The sequence below is a fragment of the Ensifer sp. LBL genome (assembly GCF_050435225.1).
Taxonomy (GTDB): domain Bacteria; phylum Pseudomonadota; class Alphaproteobacteria; order Rhizobiales; family Rhizobiaceae; genus Ensifer.
The window spans coordinates 394,485-409,984 of record NZ_JBNDJY010000004.1 but is presented as its reverse complement, the minus strand read 5'-3'; the positions used below and the strand labels follow the sequence as shown (position 1 = coordinate 409,984).

The 15,500-nt window shown below is 64.5% G+C and carries 13 protein-coding genes; 9 read left to right on the top strand and 4 right to left on the bottom strand.

What is annotated here, in order from left to right; translation table 11 throughout:
* Positions 1 to 180: 180 nt before the first annotated feature.
* The 8 genes from OKW20_RS17875 (at position 181) to OKW20_RS17840 (ending at position 7,825) form a co-directional block, all read left to right on the top strand.
* Positions 181 to 1,179: an ABC transporter ATP-binding protein gene (locus OKW20_RS17875; protein WP_429173916.1), complete on the top strand. Its 999-nt coding sequence runs from the start codon at positions 181 to 183 to the stop codon at positions 1,177 to 1,179.
* Complete coding sequence (locus OKW20_RS17870; RefSeq protein WP_429173914.1) at positions 1,176 to 2,126, top strand: ABC transporter permease; 951 nt, start codon at positions 1,176 to 1,178, stop codon at positions 2,124 to 2,126. The genes OKW20_RS17875 and OKW20_RS17870 overlap by 4 nt, the downstream gene beginning before the upstream one ends.
* Positions 2,116 to 2,928: an ABC transporter permease gene (locus tag OKW20_RS17865; RefSeq protein ID WP_429173913.1), complete on the top strand. Its 813-nt coding sequence runs from the start codon at positions 2,116 to 2,118 to the stop codon at positions 2,926 to 2,928. The genes OKW20_RS17870 and OKW20_RS17865 overlap by 11 nt, the downstream gene beginning before the upstream one ends.
* Before the next feature lie 24 nt (positions 2,929 to 2,952).
* The gene (locus OKW20_RS17860; protein ID WP_429173911.1) at positions 2,953 to 4,380 is read left to right on the top strand and encodes a gamma-aminobutyraldehyde dehydrogenase; all 1,428 of its coding nucleotides are present in this window, start codon (positions 2,953 to 2,955) and stop codon (positions 4,378 to 4,380) included.
* Between the two features lie 60 nt (positions 4,381 to 4,440).
* Complete coding sequence (locus OKW20_RS17855) at positions 4,441 to 4,935, top strand: ester cyclase (protein WP_402319370.1); 495 nt, start codon at positions 4,441 to 4,443, stop codon at positions 4,933 to 4,935.
* Positions 4,936 to 5,152: 217 nt separating this feature from the next.
* Positions 5,153 to 5,908: a siderophore-iron reductase FhuF gene (gene fhuF, locus OKW20_RS17850; RefSeq protein WP_429173909.1), complete on the top strand. Its 756-nt coding sequence runs from the start codon at positions 5,153 to 5,155 to the stop codon at positions 5,906 to 5,908.
* A gap of 32 nt (positions 5,909 to 5,940) precedes the next feature.
* Positions 5,941 to 7,050 (top strand): ABC transporter substrate-binding protein, encoded by a 1,110-nt coding sequence (locus OKW20_RS17845; RefSeq protein WP_429174530.1) that lies wholly within the window; start codon positions 5,941 to 5,943, stop codon positions 7,048 to 7,050.
* Positions 7,051 to 7,300: 250 nt separating this feature from the next.
* Positions 7,301 to 7,825 carry a hypothetical protein gene (locus OKW20_RS17840; RefSeq protein ID WP_429173908.1) on the top strand — a complete coding sequence of 175 codons (525 nt, stop codon included), beginning with the start codon at positions 7,301 to 7,303 and terminating at the stop codon, positions 7,823 to 7,825.
* Positions 7,826 to 7,885: 60 nt separating this feature from the next.
* On the opposite strand, the gene OKW20_RS17835 is transcribed toward OKW20_RS17840, so the two are convergent.
* On the bottom strand, positions 7,886 to 8,470 hold the full coding sequence (locus OKW20_RS17835) for a cysteine hydrolase family protein (RefSeq protein WP_429173906.1): 585 nt from the start codon (positions 8,468 to 8,470) through the stop codon (positions 7,886 to 7,888).
* Positions 8,471 to 8,583: 113 nt separating this feature from the next.
* Between OKW20_RS17835 and OKW20_RS17830 the strand changes: the two genes are divergently transcribed.
* Complete coding sequence (locus OKW20_RS17830) at positions 8,584 to 9,027, top strand: Lrp/AsnC family transcriptional regulator (protein WP_226020607.1); 444 nt, start codon at positions 8,584 to 8,586, stop codon at positions 9,025 to 9,027.
* 63 nt (positions 9,028 to 9,090) lie between these two features.
* On the opposite strand, the gene OKW20_RS17825 is transcribed toward OKW20_RS17830, so the two are convergent.
* The 3 genes from OKW20_RS17825 to OKW20_RS17815 all read right to left on the bottom strand — a co-directional run bounded on the left by OKW20_RS17825 (position 9,091) and on the right by OKW20_RS17815 (position 15,468).
* Positions 9,091 to 10,323, bottom strand: coding sequence for an aromatic ring-hydroxylating oxygenase subunit alpha (locus OKW20_RS17825; RefSeq protein WP_429173904.1), 1,233 nt, complete (start codon positions 10,321 to 10,323; stop codon positions 9,091 to 9,093).
* Positions 10,324 to 10,576: 253 nt separating this feature from the next.
* On the bottom strand, positions 10,577 to 13,024 hold the full coding sequence (locus OKW20_RS17820) for a GcvT family protein (RefSeq protein ID WP_429173903.1): 2,448 nt from the start codon (positions 13,022 to 13,024) through the stop codon (positions 10,577 to 10,579).
* Positions 13,021 to 15,468 (bottom strand): GcvT family protein, encoded by a 2,448-nt coding sequence (locus OKW20_RS17815; RefSeq protein ID WP_429173901.1) that lies wholly within the window; start codon positions 15,466 to 15,468, stop codon positions 13,021 to 13,023. Before OKW20_RS17815 ends, OKW20_RS17820 begins: the two co-directional genes overlap by 4 nt.
* Between the last annotated feature and the right edge of the window lie 32 nt (positions 15,469 to 15,500).

The window sequence follows — 15,500 nt, the reverse complement described above, 5'->3', positions numbered from 1 at the left end:
TCGCAAGCATTTGCCCCTCACCCTGACCCTCTCCCCGCACGCGGGGAGAGGGAACGCCCCCGGCCAAACCGCAGGGCGTGAACTTGAGGCAAGACGCCCGCCGCACGTCCCCTTCGCCCCGCCTGCGGGGAGAAGGTGCCCGGCAGGGCGGATGAGGGGCCACATTTCCGGAGCATTCAAATGACCACCGCCGTTCTCTTCGACAATGTTTCCCGCCACTTCGGCGCCGTGCGCGCCGTCGATGGCGTGAACCTCGAAATTGCAGAGGGCGAGTTCTTCGCCATGCTCGGCCCCTCGGGCTCCGGCAAGACCACCTGCCTGCGCCTGATGGCCGGCTTCGAGCAGCCGACCGGCGGCCACATCGAGATCTTCGGCGAAACCGCCGAGGGCGTGCCGCCCTATCGCCGCAGCGTCAACACCGTCTTCCAGGACTATGCCCTCTTCCCGCATCTCTCGATCCTCGACAACGTCGCCTACGGGCTGATGGTCAAGGGCGTCGGCCGCGAAGAACGCCGCAAGGCGGCCGAGAACGCGCTCGCCATGGTCAAGCTGCCGGGCTATGGCACCCGCCGTCCAGGCCAGCTCTCCGGCGGCCAGCGTCAGCGCGTGGCACTTGCCCGCGCGCTCGTCAACAAGCCCAAGGTGCTGCTGCTCGACGAGCCGCTCGGCGCGCTCGATCTGAAGCTGCGCGAGCAGATGCAGGAGGAACTGAAGAGCCTACAGAAGTCGCTCGGCATCACCTTCGTCTTCGTCACCCACGACCAGGGCGAGGCCCTGTCGATGGCCGACCGCATCGCCGTCTTCAACGATGGCCGCATTCAACAGCTCGGCAGCCCGGAAGATGTCTACAAGCAGCCGAAGACGCGGTTCGTCGCAGACTTCGTCGGTTCGTCCAACGTGCTGCCGCAAAAGCTCTGCCAGCGGCTCGGGCTGAAGGCACCCTTTGCCAGCCTGCGTCCCGAGGCGATCGCCATCGCCGCGCCGACCAATGGCGCGCTCAGCCTTTCGGGCACCGTCTCGGCCCATAGTTTCCTCGGCGCCGTCAACCGCGTCGTCGTCGATGTCGACGGCGCCCGCGTTGCCGTTGCCAGCCCCGCAGCCCTTGCCGTGCCCGCGCTCGGTAGCCTCGTCACCATCAGCTTCGCCGCCAACGAGCTGCACCCGATGGAGGACGCATGACCGCCTTTGCCGAACCCCTCGTGTTGCCCGAACGCCGCGGCCCCGCCGGCCGCCTGTCGGATTTCTTCTGGCGTCACCCGCACCTGCTTCTGACGCTGATGCTCGCGCCGCCGCTGCTCTGGCTCGGCGTCGTCTATCTCGGTTCGCTCTTTGCGCTTCTGCTGCAGAGTTTCTTCTCGATCGACGATTTCTCAGGGCTGATCAATTACGAGTTCACCTTCGCGACCTATCGCCAGCTCTTGAGCGAGACCAATCTCGACATCATCCTGCGCACCGTCTTGATGGCCGCAACCGTGACCGTCGCTTCCGCCATCATCGCCTTCCCGATCGCCTATTACGCGGCGCGTTACGCCCAGGGAAAATGGAAGGTGCTCTTCTATCTCGGCGTCATGCTGCCGCTCTGGTCGAGCTATCTGGTCAAGATCTACGCCTGGAAGCTGATCCTCGCCAAGGAAGGCATCCTCACCTGGATCTTCGGCAAGCTGCATCTCATGTGGCTGCTCGACGGCTGGCTGGCGCTGCCTGTCGTTGGCGGCAACTCGCTCTCGGTCAGCTACACCGGCACCTTCATCGTCTTCGTCTATGTCTGGCTGCCCTTCATGATCCTGCCGATCCAGGCAGCGCTGGAGCGGGTGCAGGGCAACCTGATCGAGGCCTCCTCCGATCTCGGCGGCACGCCGGCCCAGACCTTCCGCTACGTGCTCTTTCCACTGGCGCTGCCCGGCATCGTCGCCGGCTCGATCTTCACCTTCTCGCTGACGCTCGGCGACTACATCATCCCGCAGATCGTCGGCTCCTCGCGGCTCTTCATCGGCCAGGCCGTCTATGCCCAGCAGGGCACTGCCGGCAACATCCCGCTCGCCGCCGCCTTCACGGTGGTGCCGATCGTCATCATGGGCGCCTATCTCTTCGTCGCCAAACGCATGGGGGCCTTCGATGCGCTCTGAACGCAACCGCTCGCCGATGGGCCTGAAGATCGCAGCCGGCGTCGGCCTCGCCTTCCTGCACCTGCCGATCCTCTTGATCTTCCTCTACGCCTTTACAACCGAGGAAAAGAGCTACCAGTTCCCGCCGCCCGGCCTGACGACGCAATGGTTCGCCGTTGCCTGGAACCGGCCCGACGTCTGGGCGGCGCTGACGCTCTCGGTAAAGGTCGCCTCGATCGCCACCGCCGTGGCTCTGGTGCTCGGCACGCTCTGTGCAGCCGCCGTCAGCCAGACGCGCTTCTTCGGCCGGGAGACGATCTCTCTGCTGGTGATCCTGCCGATCGCACTTCCCGGCATCATCACCGGCATTGCGCTCAGATCCGCCTTCTCGATGGCCGATATCCCCTTCTCCTTCTGGACCATCGTTCTCGGCCACGCGACCTTCTGCATCGTCGTCGTCTACAACAATGCAGTCGCTCGCTTCCGGCGGATTTCCGGCTCGCTGATCGAGGCGTCGATGGATCTCGGCGCCGACGGCTTCCAGACCTTCCGCCACATCATTCTGCCGAACATCGGCACGGCGCTCTTGGCCGGCGGCATGCTCGCCTTCGCGCTGTCCTTCGACGAGGTGATCGTCACCACGTTCACTGCCGGTCAGCAGTCGACGCTTCCGATCTGGATGCTCGAAGAGCTGATCCGACCGCGCCAGCGCCCCGTGACCAACGTGGTCGCCATGGTCGTTGTGCTCGTCACCTTCCTGCCGATCCTCGGCGCCTACTACCTCACCCGCGACGGCGACCAGATCGCCGGCGCCGGCAAGTAACTCGACTATCAAGGGAGAACAGACATGGACACCCAACTGCTGATCGGATCGCGCTTCGAGGCCGGCACCGAAGCCGACGAACACATCCTGAACCCGCGGACGGGCGGCAAGATCGTCGATCTGCCGGAAGCCTCGCACGCCCAGGTCGAGGCGGCCGTGGATGCCGCCGAAAAGGCCTTCACCACCTGGTCCCAGACCACGCCTGGCGAGCGCTCCAACTATCTCTTGAAGATCGCCGACGCGATCGAGAAGGATGCGGACGGGTTTGCGGCCCTTGAGGCGCTCAACTGCGGCAAGCCGATCAACGCGGTCAGGAACGACGAGCTGCCTGCCATCGTCGACTGCTGGCGGTTCTTTGCCGGCGCCGTGCGCAACCTGCATGCGCCGACCGCGGGCGAATACCTGCCCGGCCACACCTCGATGGTCCGCCGCGATCCTGTCGGCATCGTCGGCTCGATCGCGCCCTGGAACTACCCGCTGATGATGATGGCCTGGAAGCTGGCACCGGCGATCGCCGGCGGCAACACCGTCGTCTTCAAGCCGTCCGAGCAGACGCCACTGACGGCGCTGAAGCTTGCCCGCGTGCTCGCCGACATCCTGCCCGAAGGCGTGGTCAACGTCGTATCCGGTCGTGGCGAGACGGTCGGCAACGCGCTGATCAACCACCCGAAGATCTCGATGGTCTCGATCACCGGCGATATCGCCACCGGCAAGAAGGTGCTGGCCGCTGCCGCCAAGAGCGTCAAGCGCACCCATCTGGAACTCGGCGGCAAGGCTCCGGTTATCGTCTATGACGACGCCGATCTGGAAGCCGTGGTCAACGGCATCCGCACCTTCGGCTATTACAATGCCGGCCAGGACTGCACCGCCGCCTGCCGCATCTATGCCGAGGCCGGCATCTACGAAAAGCTGGTCGCCGACCTGACGTCGGCCGTCTCGACCATCCGCTACAACCTCGCCGACGACACCGAAAACGAAATCGGCCCGCTGATCTCGCGTCGCCAGCGCGACCGTGTCGCAAGCTTCGTCGAGCGCGCCGCCGACCAGAAGCACATCGAGATCACCACCGGCGGTGCCGCCGGCAGTTCGGACGGCTTCTTCTTCCAGCCGACGGTTGTGGCCGGCGCCACACAGGAGGACGAGATCGTGCGGCGCGAGGTCTTCGGCCCTGTCGTCTCCGTCACCCGTTTCACCGGCAAGGACGATGCGATCGCCTGGGCCAACGACAGCGACTACGGCCTTGCCTCCTCCGTCTGGACCAAGGACATCTCGAGGGCGATGAAGGCAGCCTCGCGCCTGCAATACGGCTGCACCTGGATCAACACCCACTTCATGCTGACCAACGAGATGCCGCATGGCGGCGTCAAGCAGTCGGGCTACGGCAAGGACATGTCGGTCTACGCGCTCGAGGACTACACCGCCGTTCGCCACATCATGATCAACCACGGCTGAGGCTCACCGCCCCGGGCGCGGAAAAATGCATGCAAACGAAACAAACGGGAGGAGTTTGCGATGTACCGTCGTCAATTGCTTGTTGCCGCTGGGGCCCTCGGCCTCAGCGCGCTCGTGCTCACACCGGCGGCCTTTGCCGCCGACGCGGCACCGGATGTGGTCGCGGCCTATGTCGCGGCCTGGAATGCCCATGACTCAGGCAAGGCCGCATCCTACTTTGCCGACGACGTCACCTATTACGACGCGTCGGTCGGCACGCCAGTGACCGGCAAGGATGCCGCCAAGACCGGCGTCATCGACAATTTCCTGAACGCCGCTCCCGATGCCGTCTGGACCATGAAGGGCGACCCGATCGCCAGCGGCGACAAGGTCTCTTTCGAATGGGAGTTCTCCGGCACCAACTCCGGTGCCTGGGCCGATGGCACGGCTGCGACCAACAAGAGCTTCAAGTTCACCGGCGCCTCGGTCTTCACCGTCAAGGATGGCAAGATCGCCACCCAGAACGACTATTACGACGCGCTCGGCTTCTACAAGCAGCTCGGCCTGATGCAATAGGCGAGCCCGATGGCTGCAGGCTCCGGCTTGCAGCCATCGCATCCGCGCCTGAAATCATGAGCATAAAACTCATAAATGACTTGCACAGCACGAAATCATGAGTAACACGATCACCTTATGAGTTTCTGACCACGCTCAGAAGGTGTCCAATGCTTGCAGGACGGCGTTCGTCCACGGCTGTAATTCCGATCAGGCTCACCCACGCGCGGGTGACCCGATGACGGCTGCTGTTTCCGAACAGGTCATGGCGACCGGTGGTCCCAAGGCATTGTCGGCCGCCTTTGCCGGCCCCCATGCCTGGTGCAACGAGAAGATGATGCTCGCGGACGAACTGTCCGACGGCGTGGCGTTGACGGATTTCTTTTCCTCCGGCGCGTTCGATCGGGCGCTCGACATCTACACGGAAAAGTCCGGCGCCAGCGACCGGCGCGCCGTCGCCTCCATGTGGTCGCTTTATTACTTCTCGGCCCTCACCATCCCCTATCTGGTGGCGCGCGTTCTCGATCACCATGTCCTTCCCGTCTCCTTCGACCGCATGAAGGTGGCGCTTGCCGAGGACGGCCTGCCCCGCGCCTTCGGCGTCGCCACCTCGGGCGATTGGCAGGAGGGAGACGATAGCGACGTTTTCGCGACACTTGCTCCTCTGATGCAGGGGCATCTGCGCGAGGTCGTCGGCCACCTCAAATCCGTCGGCGGCATCGCCCCGAAGCTCGCCTGGAACAATGCGCTCGTCTATATCGACTATGCGCTGCGCGCCTCCGGCATCGAGCCGCTGAACGCGCAGGCCGACGCGCTGATCGGCAGCAAGTCCCTGCCGGACGGCACGCCCAACCCCTTCTTCGATTGCCTGCGGCACGAGGAGGAAGACGGCGCGCGTGTCTGCCGGCGCAAGATCTGCTGCCTGCGCTATCTGCTGCCCGGGGTCCCGAGCTGCGGCAGCCTCTGCGCCCTCCCGAGCCAAAGGAACCAATAGGTTTGTCTTCCCGCTTCCCCTTCCCGGCCGTCCTGCGGCTGACGATCGTTTTCATCACCGCCCTGCTTTTTGCCGTCTCCGCCCGCGCCGAAGGCATCTGGCCGATGACCGTCACCGATGCGGTCGGCCGCGAGGTGACGATACCGGCAAAGCCGAAGGCGATCCTGCTTGGAAGCGGATTCAATCTCGTCGCCCTGTCGCTCATCCATCCCGATCCCGTCAGCCTGCTTGCCGCCTGGTCCGGCGACATGAAGACCGACAACCCCGAGATCTACGAGAGCTTCCGGCGGAAGTTCCCTGATATCGCCGACGTGCCGCAGATCGACGACGGCACGGGCCCGGGCCTTTCCTTCGAGACGCTGCTGACCGTGAAGGCCGATCTCGCGCTGCTCAACAACTGGCAGTCCGACACGGAGTCCGGCAGGCGCGCCATCGAATACCTGACCGGCATCGGCGTGCCGGTGGTGGTCGTCGATTTCAACAACGACGCGCTGACCGGCACGCCACGCATGATGCGTCTGCTCGGCCGCATCCTCGAACGGGACGAACAGGCCGAGGCCTTCGCCCGGTTCTACGAGGACAAGCTCAAGCTGATCCGCGACCGCATCGCCGCCAAGCCGGAACCGCGCCCGCTGGTGCTGATGGACGCCTTCCCCCAGCCCGACCGCTGTTGCTGGGCCTATGGCACCGGCGGCCTCGGCGAATTCCTGACGGTGGCCGGCGGCCGCAACTTTGCCGAAGGCGTGCTGCCGAGGCCGGGCGGCACCGTCAACGCCGAGGCGATCATGGCCGCCAATCCGGAAATCTATATCGCCACCTCCTCGCCCGGCGGCAAATACGGCACGCTCTCGATCGGCCCCGGCGTCAGCGAAGACGAAGCCCGCGAGACGCTCGCCCGCACCATCGAAGCGCCGGCGCTGAAGACCATCCGCGCCATCGAGGAAAAGCGCGTGCACGGTCTCTGGAACTTCTTCAACGCGATCCCGCTCAACATCGTCGCCGCCGAAGCCTTCGCCACCTGGATCCGGCCGGATCTGTTCGGCGATCTCGATCCGCAAAAGAGCCTTGCCGAGATCAACGCCCGCTTCGCCGCGGTGCCCTTCGAAGGCACCTACTGGGTGGACCTGACATCCGCCAGATAGTGAGGCGTCCTGCACACGTAGGCGCGGGAGCGCATGACCTGGTCACGCGTGTTCACCAATTCGTCAGGGTGCTTCCTTTCGTCCACGCCCCGGCGTGTTGCCAGTCGGCGCCCACCCTATATAAAGGCCAGGTGGTGTAGCGCGCCGTTCCGAGAAGGCGAGCGTCGCTGTAACACGTTGATCGGCTGCACGATTTCTCTGTTGCGTCGATTCCGGACCAAGGAATGATGCGGGGTTGAGGAGGATCTTGATGCTGTGGTTGATTGCGTTGCCGCTGGGTCTTGTCGTCGTGTATCTGGCAGCGCGCTTCAGCCGCTTTCGTCATTGGGCCGAACCGATCCTCTCCGTCGCCGTGGCACTCGGCCTGCTCGTCGCCTTCATCATCTGGTTTGCCGACCGCGACGGCCGCACGCCTCCCGCTCCGAAGCCCGTCGAGACGACGCAGCCCGCCGGTCTCACGGCCGCCGATGTCGCCCTGGAAGGCCTGACCTTCGAGCAGAGCCAGCCGGAGAGAAGCTTCCGGCTGCGCGGTACAGTGACGAACAAGGGGCCGCAACTGCTCGAATATTTCCGCCTCGCGGTCACGCTCGAGAACTGCCCCGACGGCAATTGCGAGACGATCGGCAACGACACAGCACTGATCCTCGCCCGCGTACCGGCGGGCCAGAGCCGTTCGTTCGAAACCTTCCTCACCTTCCCCAACCGCGAGGGCGAAAGCCTGACGGCACCGAAATGGACGACCGAGATCCAGGAAGTCCGCGGCGCCAACCGTTAATCGGCGACGCGGGAGAGAAAAGCAGCTAAGCGTTAGCCCACGTCTGCCCGCGCCGGACCGTCAAGCCGCTGCGGGGCGCTGCAACGCCTCGACGAGCTTCGCCGTCGACAGCACCTCGGCAAATTCCGCCCGCAAGGTCGCCACATGGGCACGGTGGATGTCGCGCGCCGAAACCACTCCGCCTTCGCCGTCCGGCTGGTCGAAGCAGTCGCAGGCATCCTCGACGAGCATCATGCGGTAGCCTAGATTGGCGCCGACGCGCACCGAGGTCGAGACGCACATGTCGGTGGAAATACCGAAGGCGACGACCGTGTCGACGCCGAGACGACGAAGGCGCAGATCGAGATCCGTGCCGATAAAGGCAGCATTGACGCCCTTGGTGACGAGCGCCTCGTCTCCCATCGGTCCGAAACCGGGCCTGAAACCATTGCCGGGGGCGCCCAGCGAAAGCGTCGAACCGGGCATGACGCTGTCGTGGCGCACGTGAATGATCGGCCGACCGCTCGCCCGCCAGGCGGCAAGGAGCGCAAGGCCGTTTTCATCGACCGCGTCGTTCCAGCGGCGCGGCCAGGGGGCGCTGTCAAAGGCCTGCTGCATGTCGATCGGCAGCAGCACGGCATTCTCGGGGATATTCAGTTTGGGCATGGAAAGGCTCCGTTGTTGCAGGGAGACGCTATCTTGCCTATCGTCCGGTTTCACTGGACATGATGACGCCTGACCGGACATATGTCCGGAAAGATCGACAAGGAGGCGACGTTATGACGGAAATCGATGAGAAGGATCGCCTACTGCTGGCGGCGCTCAGGCAGGATTCGCGCCAGAGCCTGGTGGCGCTGGCCCGCCACAGCGGCCTGTCGCGCAGCGCGGCCCATGACCGGCTGCGGCGGCTGGAATCGAAGGGCGTGATTGCCGGCTACACCATCCGCCTCGGCATCGAAGACCAGAGCCCGACGGTCAAATCGCTGATCGCCATCACCTTCCAGCCCGGCAAGAACTGCGACCACATCGTGCCGCATCTCTCCGCCATGCCGCCCATCGTCACCTGCTGGTCGCTCGCCGGCGCCACCGACCTGATGGTGCTGGTCGAATGCGCCTCCAACGGCGATCTCGACACCATCCGCCGGCAGATATCGATCATCCCGGGCGTCGCGACGGTGCAGACGCATGTGGCGCTAAGGACGCATTTCAACCGGCGGGACTAGTGAAACCAAATGCGTCGCCGGCGCGCTTGCAACGGCGACGCGATTTTGCCAGCAGCTTGACGTTCAGGCCGGCCGGCTGATCTCGTCGAGATACCAGTTGATGTAGCGCAGCTCGTTCTGCTCCATCGGCGCGATCGGGCCCGGCACGAAATAGTGCGAGCGCACGCCGCGCGACGTGTGTTCGATGATCGCCTTGTCTTCGTCGGTCGTCACCTTCCAGAGCCAGGTGAGCTTTTCCAGATCGTAGTCGCGCCCCTCCTCGGCCTTGCCGTCGACGAGCCAGATCAGCTCCATCTCCGAGGTTTCGGCCGTCTTCGGGATGAAGCGGTAGATCATGCCGTGGTCCGGATAGCAGACGAGGAAAGTGGTGCCGCCCAGATGGATCGAGGTGACGCCGCCGTCGAAATCGGTGAAGCGGCCCATCAGCGTGCTCAGCGCCTGCCCGTCCTTGCTGCCGGTCTGGACGCCATCATAGAGCGCGTAGCGGAAGGCATGGATGGTCTCCTTTCCGCCGGTGGAATTCTGCCAGTGGTTGCCGGAGGCGACCTCGATGCCGAGCGCGCAGGTGCGCGCCTCCATCCTGGCGTTCAGCTCCTCGATCATGTGCAGCGGCTGTTCCAGCGCATGGGTTTCGGAATATTCCGGATGCGCCGGGCCGCAATGGTAGCACTCGACGTAATTCTCGACCGCAAGCTTCCAGTTGGCGTCAACCGGATAGGACTGACGATGGGCGATCTTCGCCGAGCCCCAGCCATATTGGCCGCAGGTCGCGTGCAGCAGCCGTTCGACCTCGGAGAAATCGAGCGGATCGGCGGCGAACGAGATGAAGATCAGGCCCTCGACGACACGCACGTTGAGTTTCTTCAGCCCGTGGTCCTCGCGCTTGAAGTCCTTGGGCATCAGCCTTGCTGCCTTCAGCGCGCCGTCGTTGCCATAGGTCCAGGCGTGGTAGGGACAGACGAAGGCGCGGGCATTGCCCTTGTCCTTGGTGCAGACCTCGGCGCCGCGGTGACGGCAGACGTTCAGCATCGCGTGGATCTCGCCGCTCGCCGTCCGGGTGACGATCACCTGCTCGGATGCCATGCGGAAGACCTCGAAATCATTGGCGTTCGGGATCGCACTTTCGTGCGCCACGCAGTGCCAGTGACGCCGGAACACTCGCTCCAGGTCCCGCTCATAGATTTCCGGGTCGAGATAGAAGGCGCGGGCAAGCCCATGACCGGGACGATGGGCGGCGACCAGCTGATCGATGCGGTCGCCCGCAACTGTCGTATCCTTAAGCTCCGATGCGAGCATGGACTGAACTCCAGAAAGAAGACCGGAAACCCGCGATCCGGCACGCGTATTGTCCTGTTCTAGGCCCGGAACGGCCCCTCATGCGCGCAGCGAGGCGCTGCCCCTCATCCGCCTGCCGGCACCTTCTCCCCGTTTGACGGGGAGAAGGGATATGCGGCACCGTCTCGCCATTGCCTGAACCATCGGTATGGCAGGTCCCCTCGCCCCGCCTGCGGGGAGAGGGTTAGGGTGAGGGGCAGCCTCAAACGCCCGCCTACATCCGCACCCGCTCCGATCGCGGGTCGTACATCGGCTTCAGCGACGCCTCGGCCTTCACCCGCGTTCCGGCAATCTCGATCTCGAAGTTCGAGCCGAGCACGTCGTCTGCGCTCTCGCCTTCCGACGGCACGTAGCCAAGCCCGATGGCGCCGCCGAGGTGGTGGCCGTAATTGCCCGATGTGATCGTGCCCACGATCTTGCCGTCGCGAACGATCGCCTCGTTGTGGAAGAGCAGCGGCTCGGGTTCCGTAAGGCGGAACTGCACCAGCCGGCGCGACAGCCCGCGATTGTGCTTGGCAAGCACCGCCTCGCGGCCGATGAAATCGCCCTTGTCGGCCTTGACCGCAAAGCCGAGCCCGGCTTCGAGCACGTGGTCCTCGTCGGTGATGTCATGGCCGAAATGGCGGAAGGCCTTTTCGATGCGGCAGCTGTCGAGCGTGTGGATGCCGCAGAGCTTCAGGCCCAGCCCCTCGCCTGCTTCATCCAGCGCCTCGAACACATGCGCCGTCTGGTCGGTCGGGATATAGAGTTCCCAGCCGAGTTCGCCGACATACGTGACGCGGTGCGCGCGGGCGAGACCCATGCCGACCTCGATTTCGCGCGCGGTGCCGAAGGGATGGGCGGCGTTCGAGAAGTCGTTGGGGCTAACCTTCTGCATCAATTCGCGCGCCTTCGGCCCCATGACGCAAAGCACGCTTTCGCCGGCGCCGACATCGGTGATGACAACGAATTCATCGGTCAGATGCTTGCGCAGCCAGGCAAGGTCGCGCTGCAGCGTGGCGCCGGGCACGACCAGCAGGAAGGCGGTTTCCGACAGCCGCGTCACCGTCAGGTCGCTCTCGATGCCGCCGCGGGCGTTCAGCATCTGGGTGTAGACGATGCGGCCGGGCTCGACGTTCATCTCGTTGGCGCAGAGCCGCTGCAGGAAGGTAAGCGCGTCGCGCCCTTCCACCCGGATCTTGCCGAAGGAGGTCATGTCGAACAGGCCGACGCCGTTCCTGACCGCCAGATGCTCATCCCTCTGGTTCTCGAACCAGTTCTGCCGCTTCCAGGAATAGCGGTACTCGCGCTCCTGGCCCTCCCTCGCAAACCAGTTGGCGCGCTCCCAGCCGGCAACCTCGCCGAAGACGGCGCCGCGGGCCTTCAGGTGCTCATGCAGCGGCGAGCGGCGCACACCACGGGCCGTCGCCATCTGGCGATAGGGAAAATGGTCGGCATAGAGCAGGCCGAGCGTCTCGGAGACGCGGTCTTTCAGATAGGCACGGTTCTTCTGGAATGGCTGCGCGCGGCGGATATCCACCTCCCAGAGATCGAAGGGCGGCTCGCCGTCGTTCATCCATTGCGCGAGCGCCATGCCGGCGCCGCCGGAGGAAACGATGCCGATCGAATTGTAGCCGGCCGCCACCCAATAGCCCTTCACCTCCGGCGCTTCGCCGAGATAGTAGCGGTCGTCCGGCGTAAAACTTTCCGGGCCGTTGAAGAAGGTATGGATACCAGCCGTCTCCAGCATCGGCATGCGGTTGACCGCCATTTCGAGGATCGGCGCGAAGTGGTCAAAATCGTCCGGCAACTGGTCGAAGCAGAAATCCTCGCCGATGCCGTCCATGCCCCAGGGCTTGGCCTTGAGCTCGAAGGCGCCGATCAGCATCTTGCCGGCATCCTCCTTGTAGTAGGTGCACTCATCGGGCACGCGCAACACCGGCAGACGCTTCAATTCCGGGATCGCCTCGGTGACGATGTAGAAATGCTCGCAGGCGTGCAGCGGCACGGTGACGCCCGATTGCCGAGCGAATTCCCGTCCCCACATGCCGGCGCAATTGACGACGTGGTCGGTCTCGATCGTGTAGGTCTCGCCGTTCTGCTCGCAGGTGACCCCGGTGACCCGACCATCCTTCTTCAGCACGGAGGTGACCTTGACGCCTTCGATGATCGTTGCCCCGTTCTGGCGTGCGCCCTTGGCAAGCGCCATGGCGATGTTGGCCGGGTCGCACTGGCCGTCGAGCGGCAGATGCACCGCGGCCTTCACATCAGAGGTGTTGAGATGCGGATACATCGCCTTCACCTCGTCCGGCGTGATCTCGCGCACGTCGACATTGAAGGCGCGCGCCAGCGATGCCTGGCGATAGATCTCTTCCTTTCGCTCCTCCGTCAGCGCCACGGTAATCGAGCCATTCTGGCGCATGCCGGTGGAAATACCGGTCTCGGCCTCGAGCTTGACGTAGAGATCGGCCGAATATTTCGCGAGCCGCGTCATGTTCTGCGAGGCGCGCAGCTGGCCAATGAGGCCCGCCGCATGCCAGGTGGTGCCTGACGTCAGTTGCTTGCGCTCGAGCAGCACCACGTCGGTCCAGCCGAGCTTGGCCAGGTGATAGGCGACCGAACAGCCGGAGACGCCGCCGCCGATGATGACCGCACGGGCTTTCGAGGGAATGGGCTTGGTCATGCGCGCAGTCTTTCATTGGAGGGATCCCAGAGCGGCTGGTCCGCTTCGACCGTCGCCTTGAAGCGGTCGCCGAAGATCTCGACCTCGATTTCCTTGCCGGGCACGGCGAGATCGGCCCTGAGCATGCCGAGCGCGATCGACTTGCCGACGCGGTGGCCCCAGTTACCCGACGTCGTCTCGCCGACCACCTCTCCGCCCGACCAGAGCGTCGACATGTAAGGCGCGTCGCAGCCGTCGGCGGCAACCGTCAGCGTGACGAAGCGCTTGGAAACGCCCTGCTGCTTTTCACGCTCCAGCGCCGCCTTGCCCTTGAAGCCAGGCTTGCCCCAATCGACGAAGCGCTCAAGTCCGCCCTGCAGGATGGTGTAATCGGTGGAAAGATCGCCCTTCCAGGCGCGGTAGCCCTTCTCGATGCGCAGGCTGTCGAGCGCTTCCATGCCGAAGGGCTTGAGCCCGTGCTTCTGCCCGGCCGCCCAGACGGCGTCGAAGATGATGGCCGTGTCCTCGACCTTCGTGTGGATCTCCCAGCCGAGTTCTCCGGCGAAGGAGACGCGCACCAGCTGGCAGTAGCGCCCGGCGATCTGCGCCGTCTGATGCGTGAGCCATCCCTTGGAAAGGTCCGCCTCGCTGACCTCGGCCAGGATCGCGCGCGACTTCGGCCCGGTCAGGATCTGGCAGGAGAAGGACTTGGTGACGTCGTCGATGCTGAAGTCGGCGTTGCCGGGCACATGCTTGCGCAGCCATTCAAGATCATGCCACTGCGCCGTCGCGGCGGTGATCAGGAAGAAGAAGTCCTCATCCAGCATCATCACCGACATCTCGGTAACGATCCGGCCCTTGTCGTCGGAGAAATAGGCAAGGCCGATGCGCCCTGGCTTCGGCACGCGGCCGGTGATGAGGCTGGACAGCCACTCGGTCGCGCCCTCGCCCTTCACCCGGAAGCGCGAGAAGCCCGGCAGGTCGAGAATGCCGGCAGCGTCGCGAACGGCGAGACACTCCTCCTTGATGCGCTCCGCCCACGGGCCTTCGCGGCCCCAGGTCTGCGTCGCCTCTTCGGAGGTGTCGTCGCCTGGTTTGGCGTACCACATCGCACGTTCCCAGCCGTTGTAGGGCTTGAACTGCGCGCCAAGCGCTGCGATCCGGTCGTGGATCGGCGACAGCTTCTTGCCCCGACCCGCGGGCCAATAATGCTTCGGAAAATGCATCGCATATTCGTGGCCGTAGATCTCCATGCCCTTTGCGATGCAATAATCCTGGTCGGTATAATCGGTGTAGCGGCGCGGATCGCAGGACCACATGTCCCACTCGGTCTGGCCCTCGGTGATCCATTCGGCGAGCACCTTGCCGGCGCCACCCGCCTGGCAGATACCGAAGGTGAAGACGCAGGCCTCGAAGGCATTGGGCACGCCGGGCATCGGCCCGATCAGCGGGTTGCCGTCGGGTGCATAGGGGATCGGGCCGTTGATGATCCGCGACAGCCCGGCCGTTCCGAGGATCGGCACGCGCTCGACCGCATCGTTCAGGTACCATTCGAGCCGGTCGAGATCGTCGGGGAAGAGCTGGAAGGAGAAGTCCTCCGGCATCGGATCGTCGGGCGTGACCCAATGGGCGCGGCAGTTTCGCTCGTAGGGCCCTAGGTTCATGCCGTTCTTTTCCTGGCGGAGATAGTAGGAGCTATCGACATCGCGAAGCAGCGGCAGCTTGTGGCCCGCCTCCTTCGACCAAGCGGCCAGCTCCGGGATCTCGTCGAACAGGATGTACTGATGGCTCATCACCATCATCGGCACGTCGCGGCCGAACATCTTGCCGACCTCGCGGGCGTAATAGCCGGCGGCGTTGACGACATATTCGCAGCGGATCTCGCCCTGCGGCGTCGAGATCACCCACTCGTCGTTTTCGCGCCGCGCCCCGGTCACGGGACAGAAACGGATGATCTTTGCGCCCATGTCGCGCGCGCCCTTGGCGAGCGCCTGGGTCAACTGCGCCGGGTCGATGTCGCCGTCGTAGGGATCATAGAGCGCGCCGGTCAATTCGTGCGTTTCGAGGAAGGGATAGCGGGCGCGCATCTCGTCGGGCGAGAGAATGTCGAGGTCCATGCCCTGGTAGCGGCCCATGCCGACGACGCGCTTGAACTCCTGCAGCCGCTCCTTCGAATGGCCGAGCCGGATCGAGCCGGTGACGTGGTAGTTCATCGGATAGTCGACGAGCGCGCCGAGATCGCGATAGAGCGAGGCCGAGTAGCGCTGCATGTTCATGATCGACCAGGAGGACGAAAAGGTCGGCACGTTGCCGGCCGCATGCCAGGTGGAGCCCGCCGTCAGCTCGTTCTTTTCCAGAAGCACGCAATCGGTCCAGCCGGCCTTGGCAAGGTGGTAGAGCGAGGAAGCGCCGATCGCTCCCCCACCGATGATCACGACACGCGCGTGCGACGGCAAATTCGACATCAACTGTTCCCTCGTTTTGGCGAATTCTTGCC

Excerpts from the sequence above, each read along its gene's own strand:
- OKW20_RS17825 (WP_429173904.1), bottom strand. The coding sequence starts at position 10,323 with ATGCTCGCATCGGAGCTTAAGGATACGACAGTTGCGGGCGACCGCATC.
- OKW20_RS17815 (WP_429173901.1), bottom strand. The coding sequence starts at position 15,468 with ATGTCGAATTTGCCGTCGCACGCGCGTGTCGTGATCATCGGTGGGGGA.
- OKW20_RS17865 (WP_429173913.1), top strand. The coding sequence starts at position 2,116 with ATGCGCTCTGAACGCAACCGCTCGCCGATGGGCCTGAAGATCGCAGCC.
- OKW20_RS17870 (WP_429173914.1), top strand. The coding sequence starts at position 1,176 with ATGACCGCCTTTGCCGAACCCCTCGTGTTGCCCGAACGCCGCGGCCCC.
- OKW20_RS17835 (WP_429173906.1), bottom strand. The coding sequence starts at position 8,470 with ATGCCCAAACTGAATATCCCCGAGAATGCCGTGCTGCTGCCGATCGAC.
- OKW20_RS17855 (WP_402319370.1), top strand. The coding sequence starts at position 4,441 with ATGTACCGTCGTCAATTGCTTGTTGCCGCTGGGGCCCTCGGCCTCAGC.
- OKW20_RS17875 (WP_429173916.1), top strand. The coding sequence starts at position 181 with ATGACCACCGCCGTTCTCTTCGACAATGTTTCCCGCCACTTCGGCGCC.
- OKW20_RS17860 (WP_429173911.1), top strand. The coding sequence starts at position 2,953 with ATGGACACCCAACTGCTGATCGGATCGCGCTTCGAGGCCGGCACCGAA.
- fhuF (WP_429173909.1), top strand. The coding sequence starts at position 5,153 with ATGACGGCTGCTGTTTCCGAACAGGTCATGGCGACCGGTGGTCCCAAG.
- OKW20_RS17830 (WP_226020607.1), top strand. The coding sequence starts at position 8,584 with ATGACGGAAATCGATGAGAAGGATCGCCTACTGCTGGCGGCGCTCAGG.
- OKW20_RS17820 (WP_429173903.1), bottom strand. The coding sequence starts at position 13,024 with ATGACCAAGCCCATTCCCTCGAAAGCCCGTGCGGTCATCATCGGCGGC.
- OKW20_RS17840 (WP_429173908.1), top strand. The coding sequence starts at position 7,301 with ATGCTGTGGTTGATTGCGTTGCCGCTGGGTCTTGTCGTCGTGTATCTG.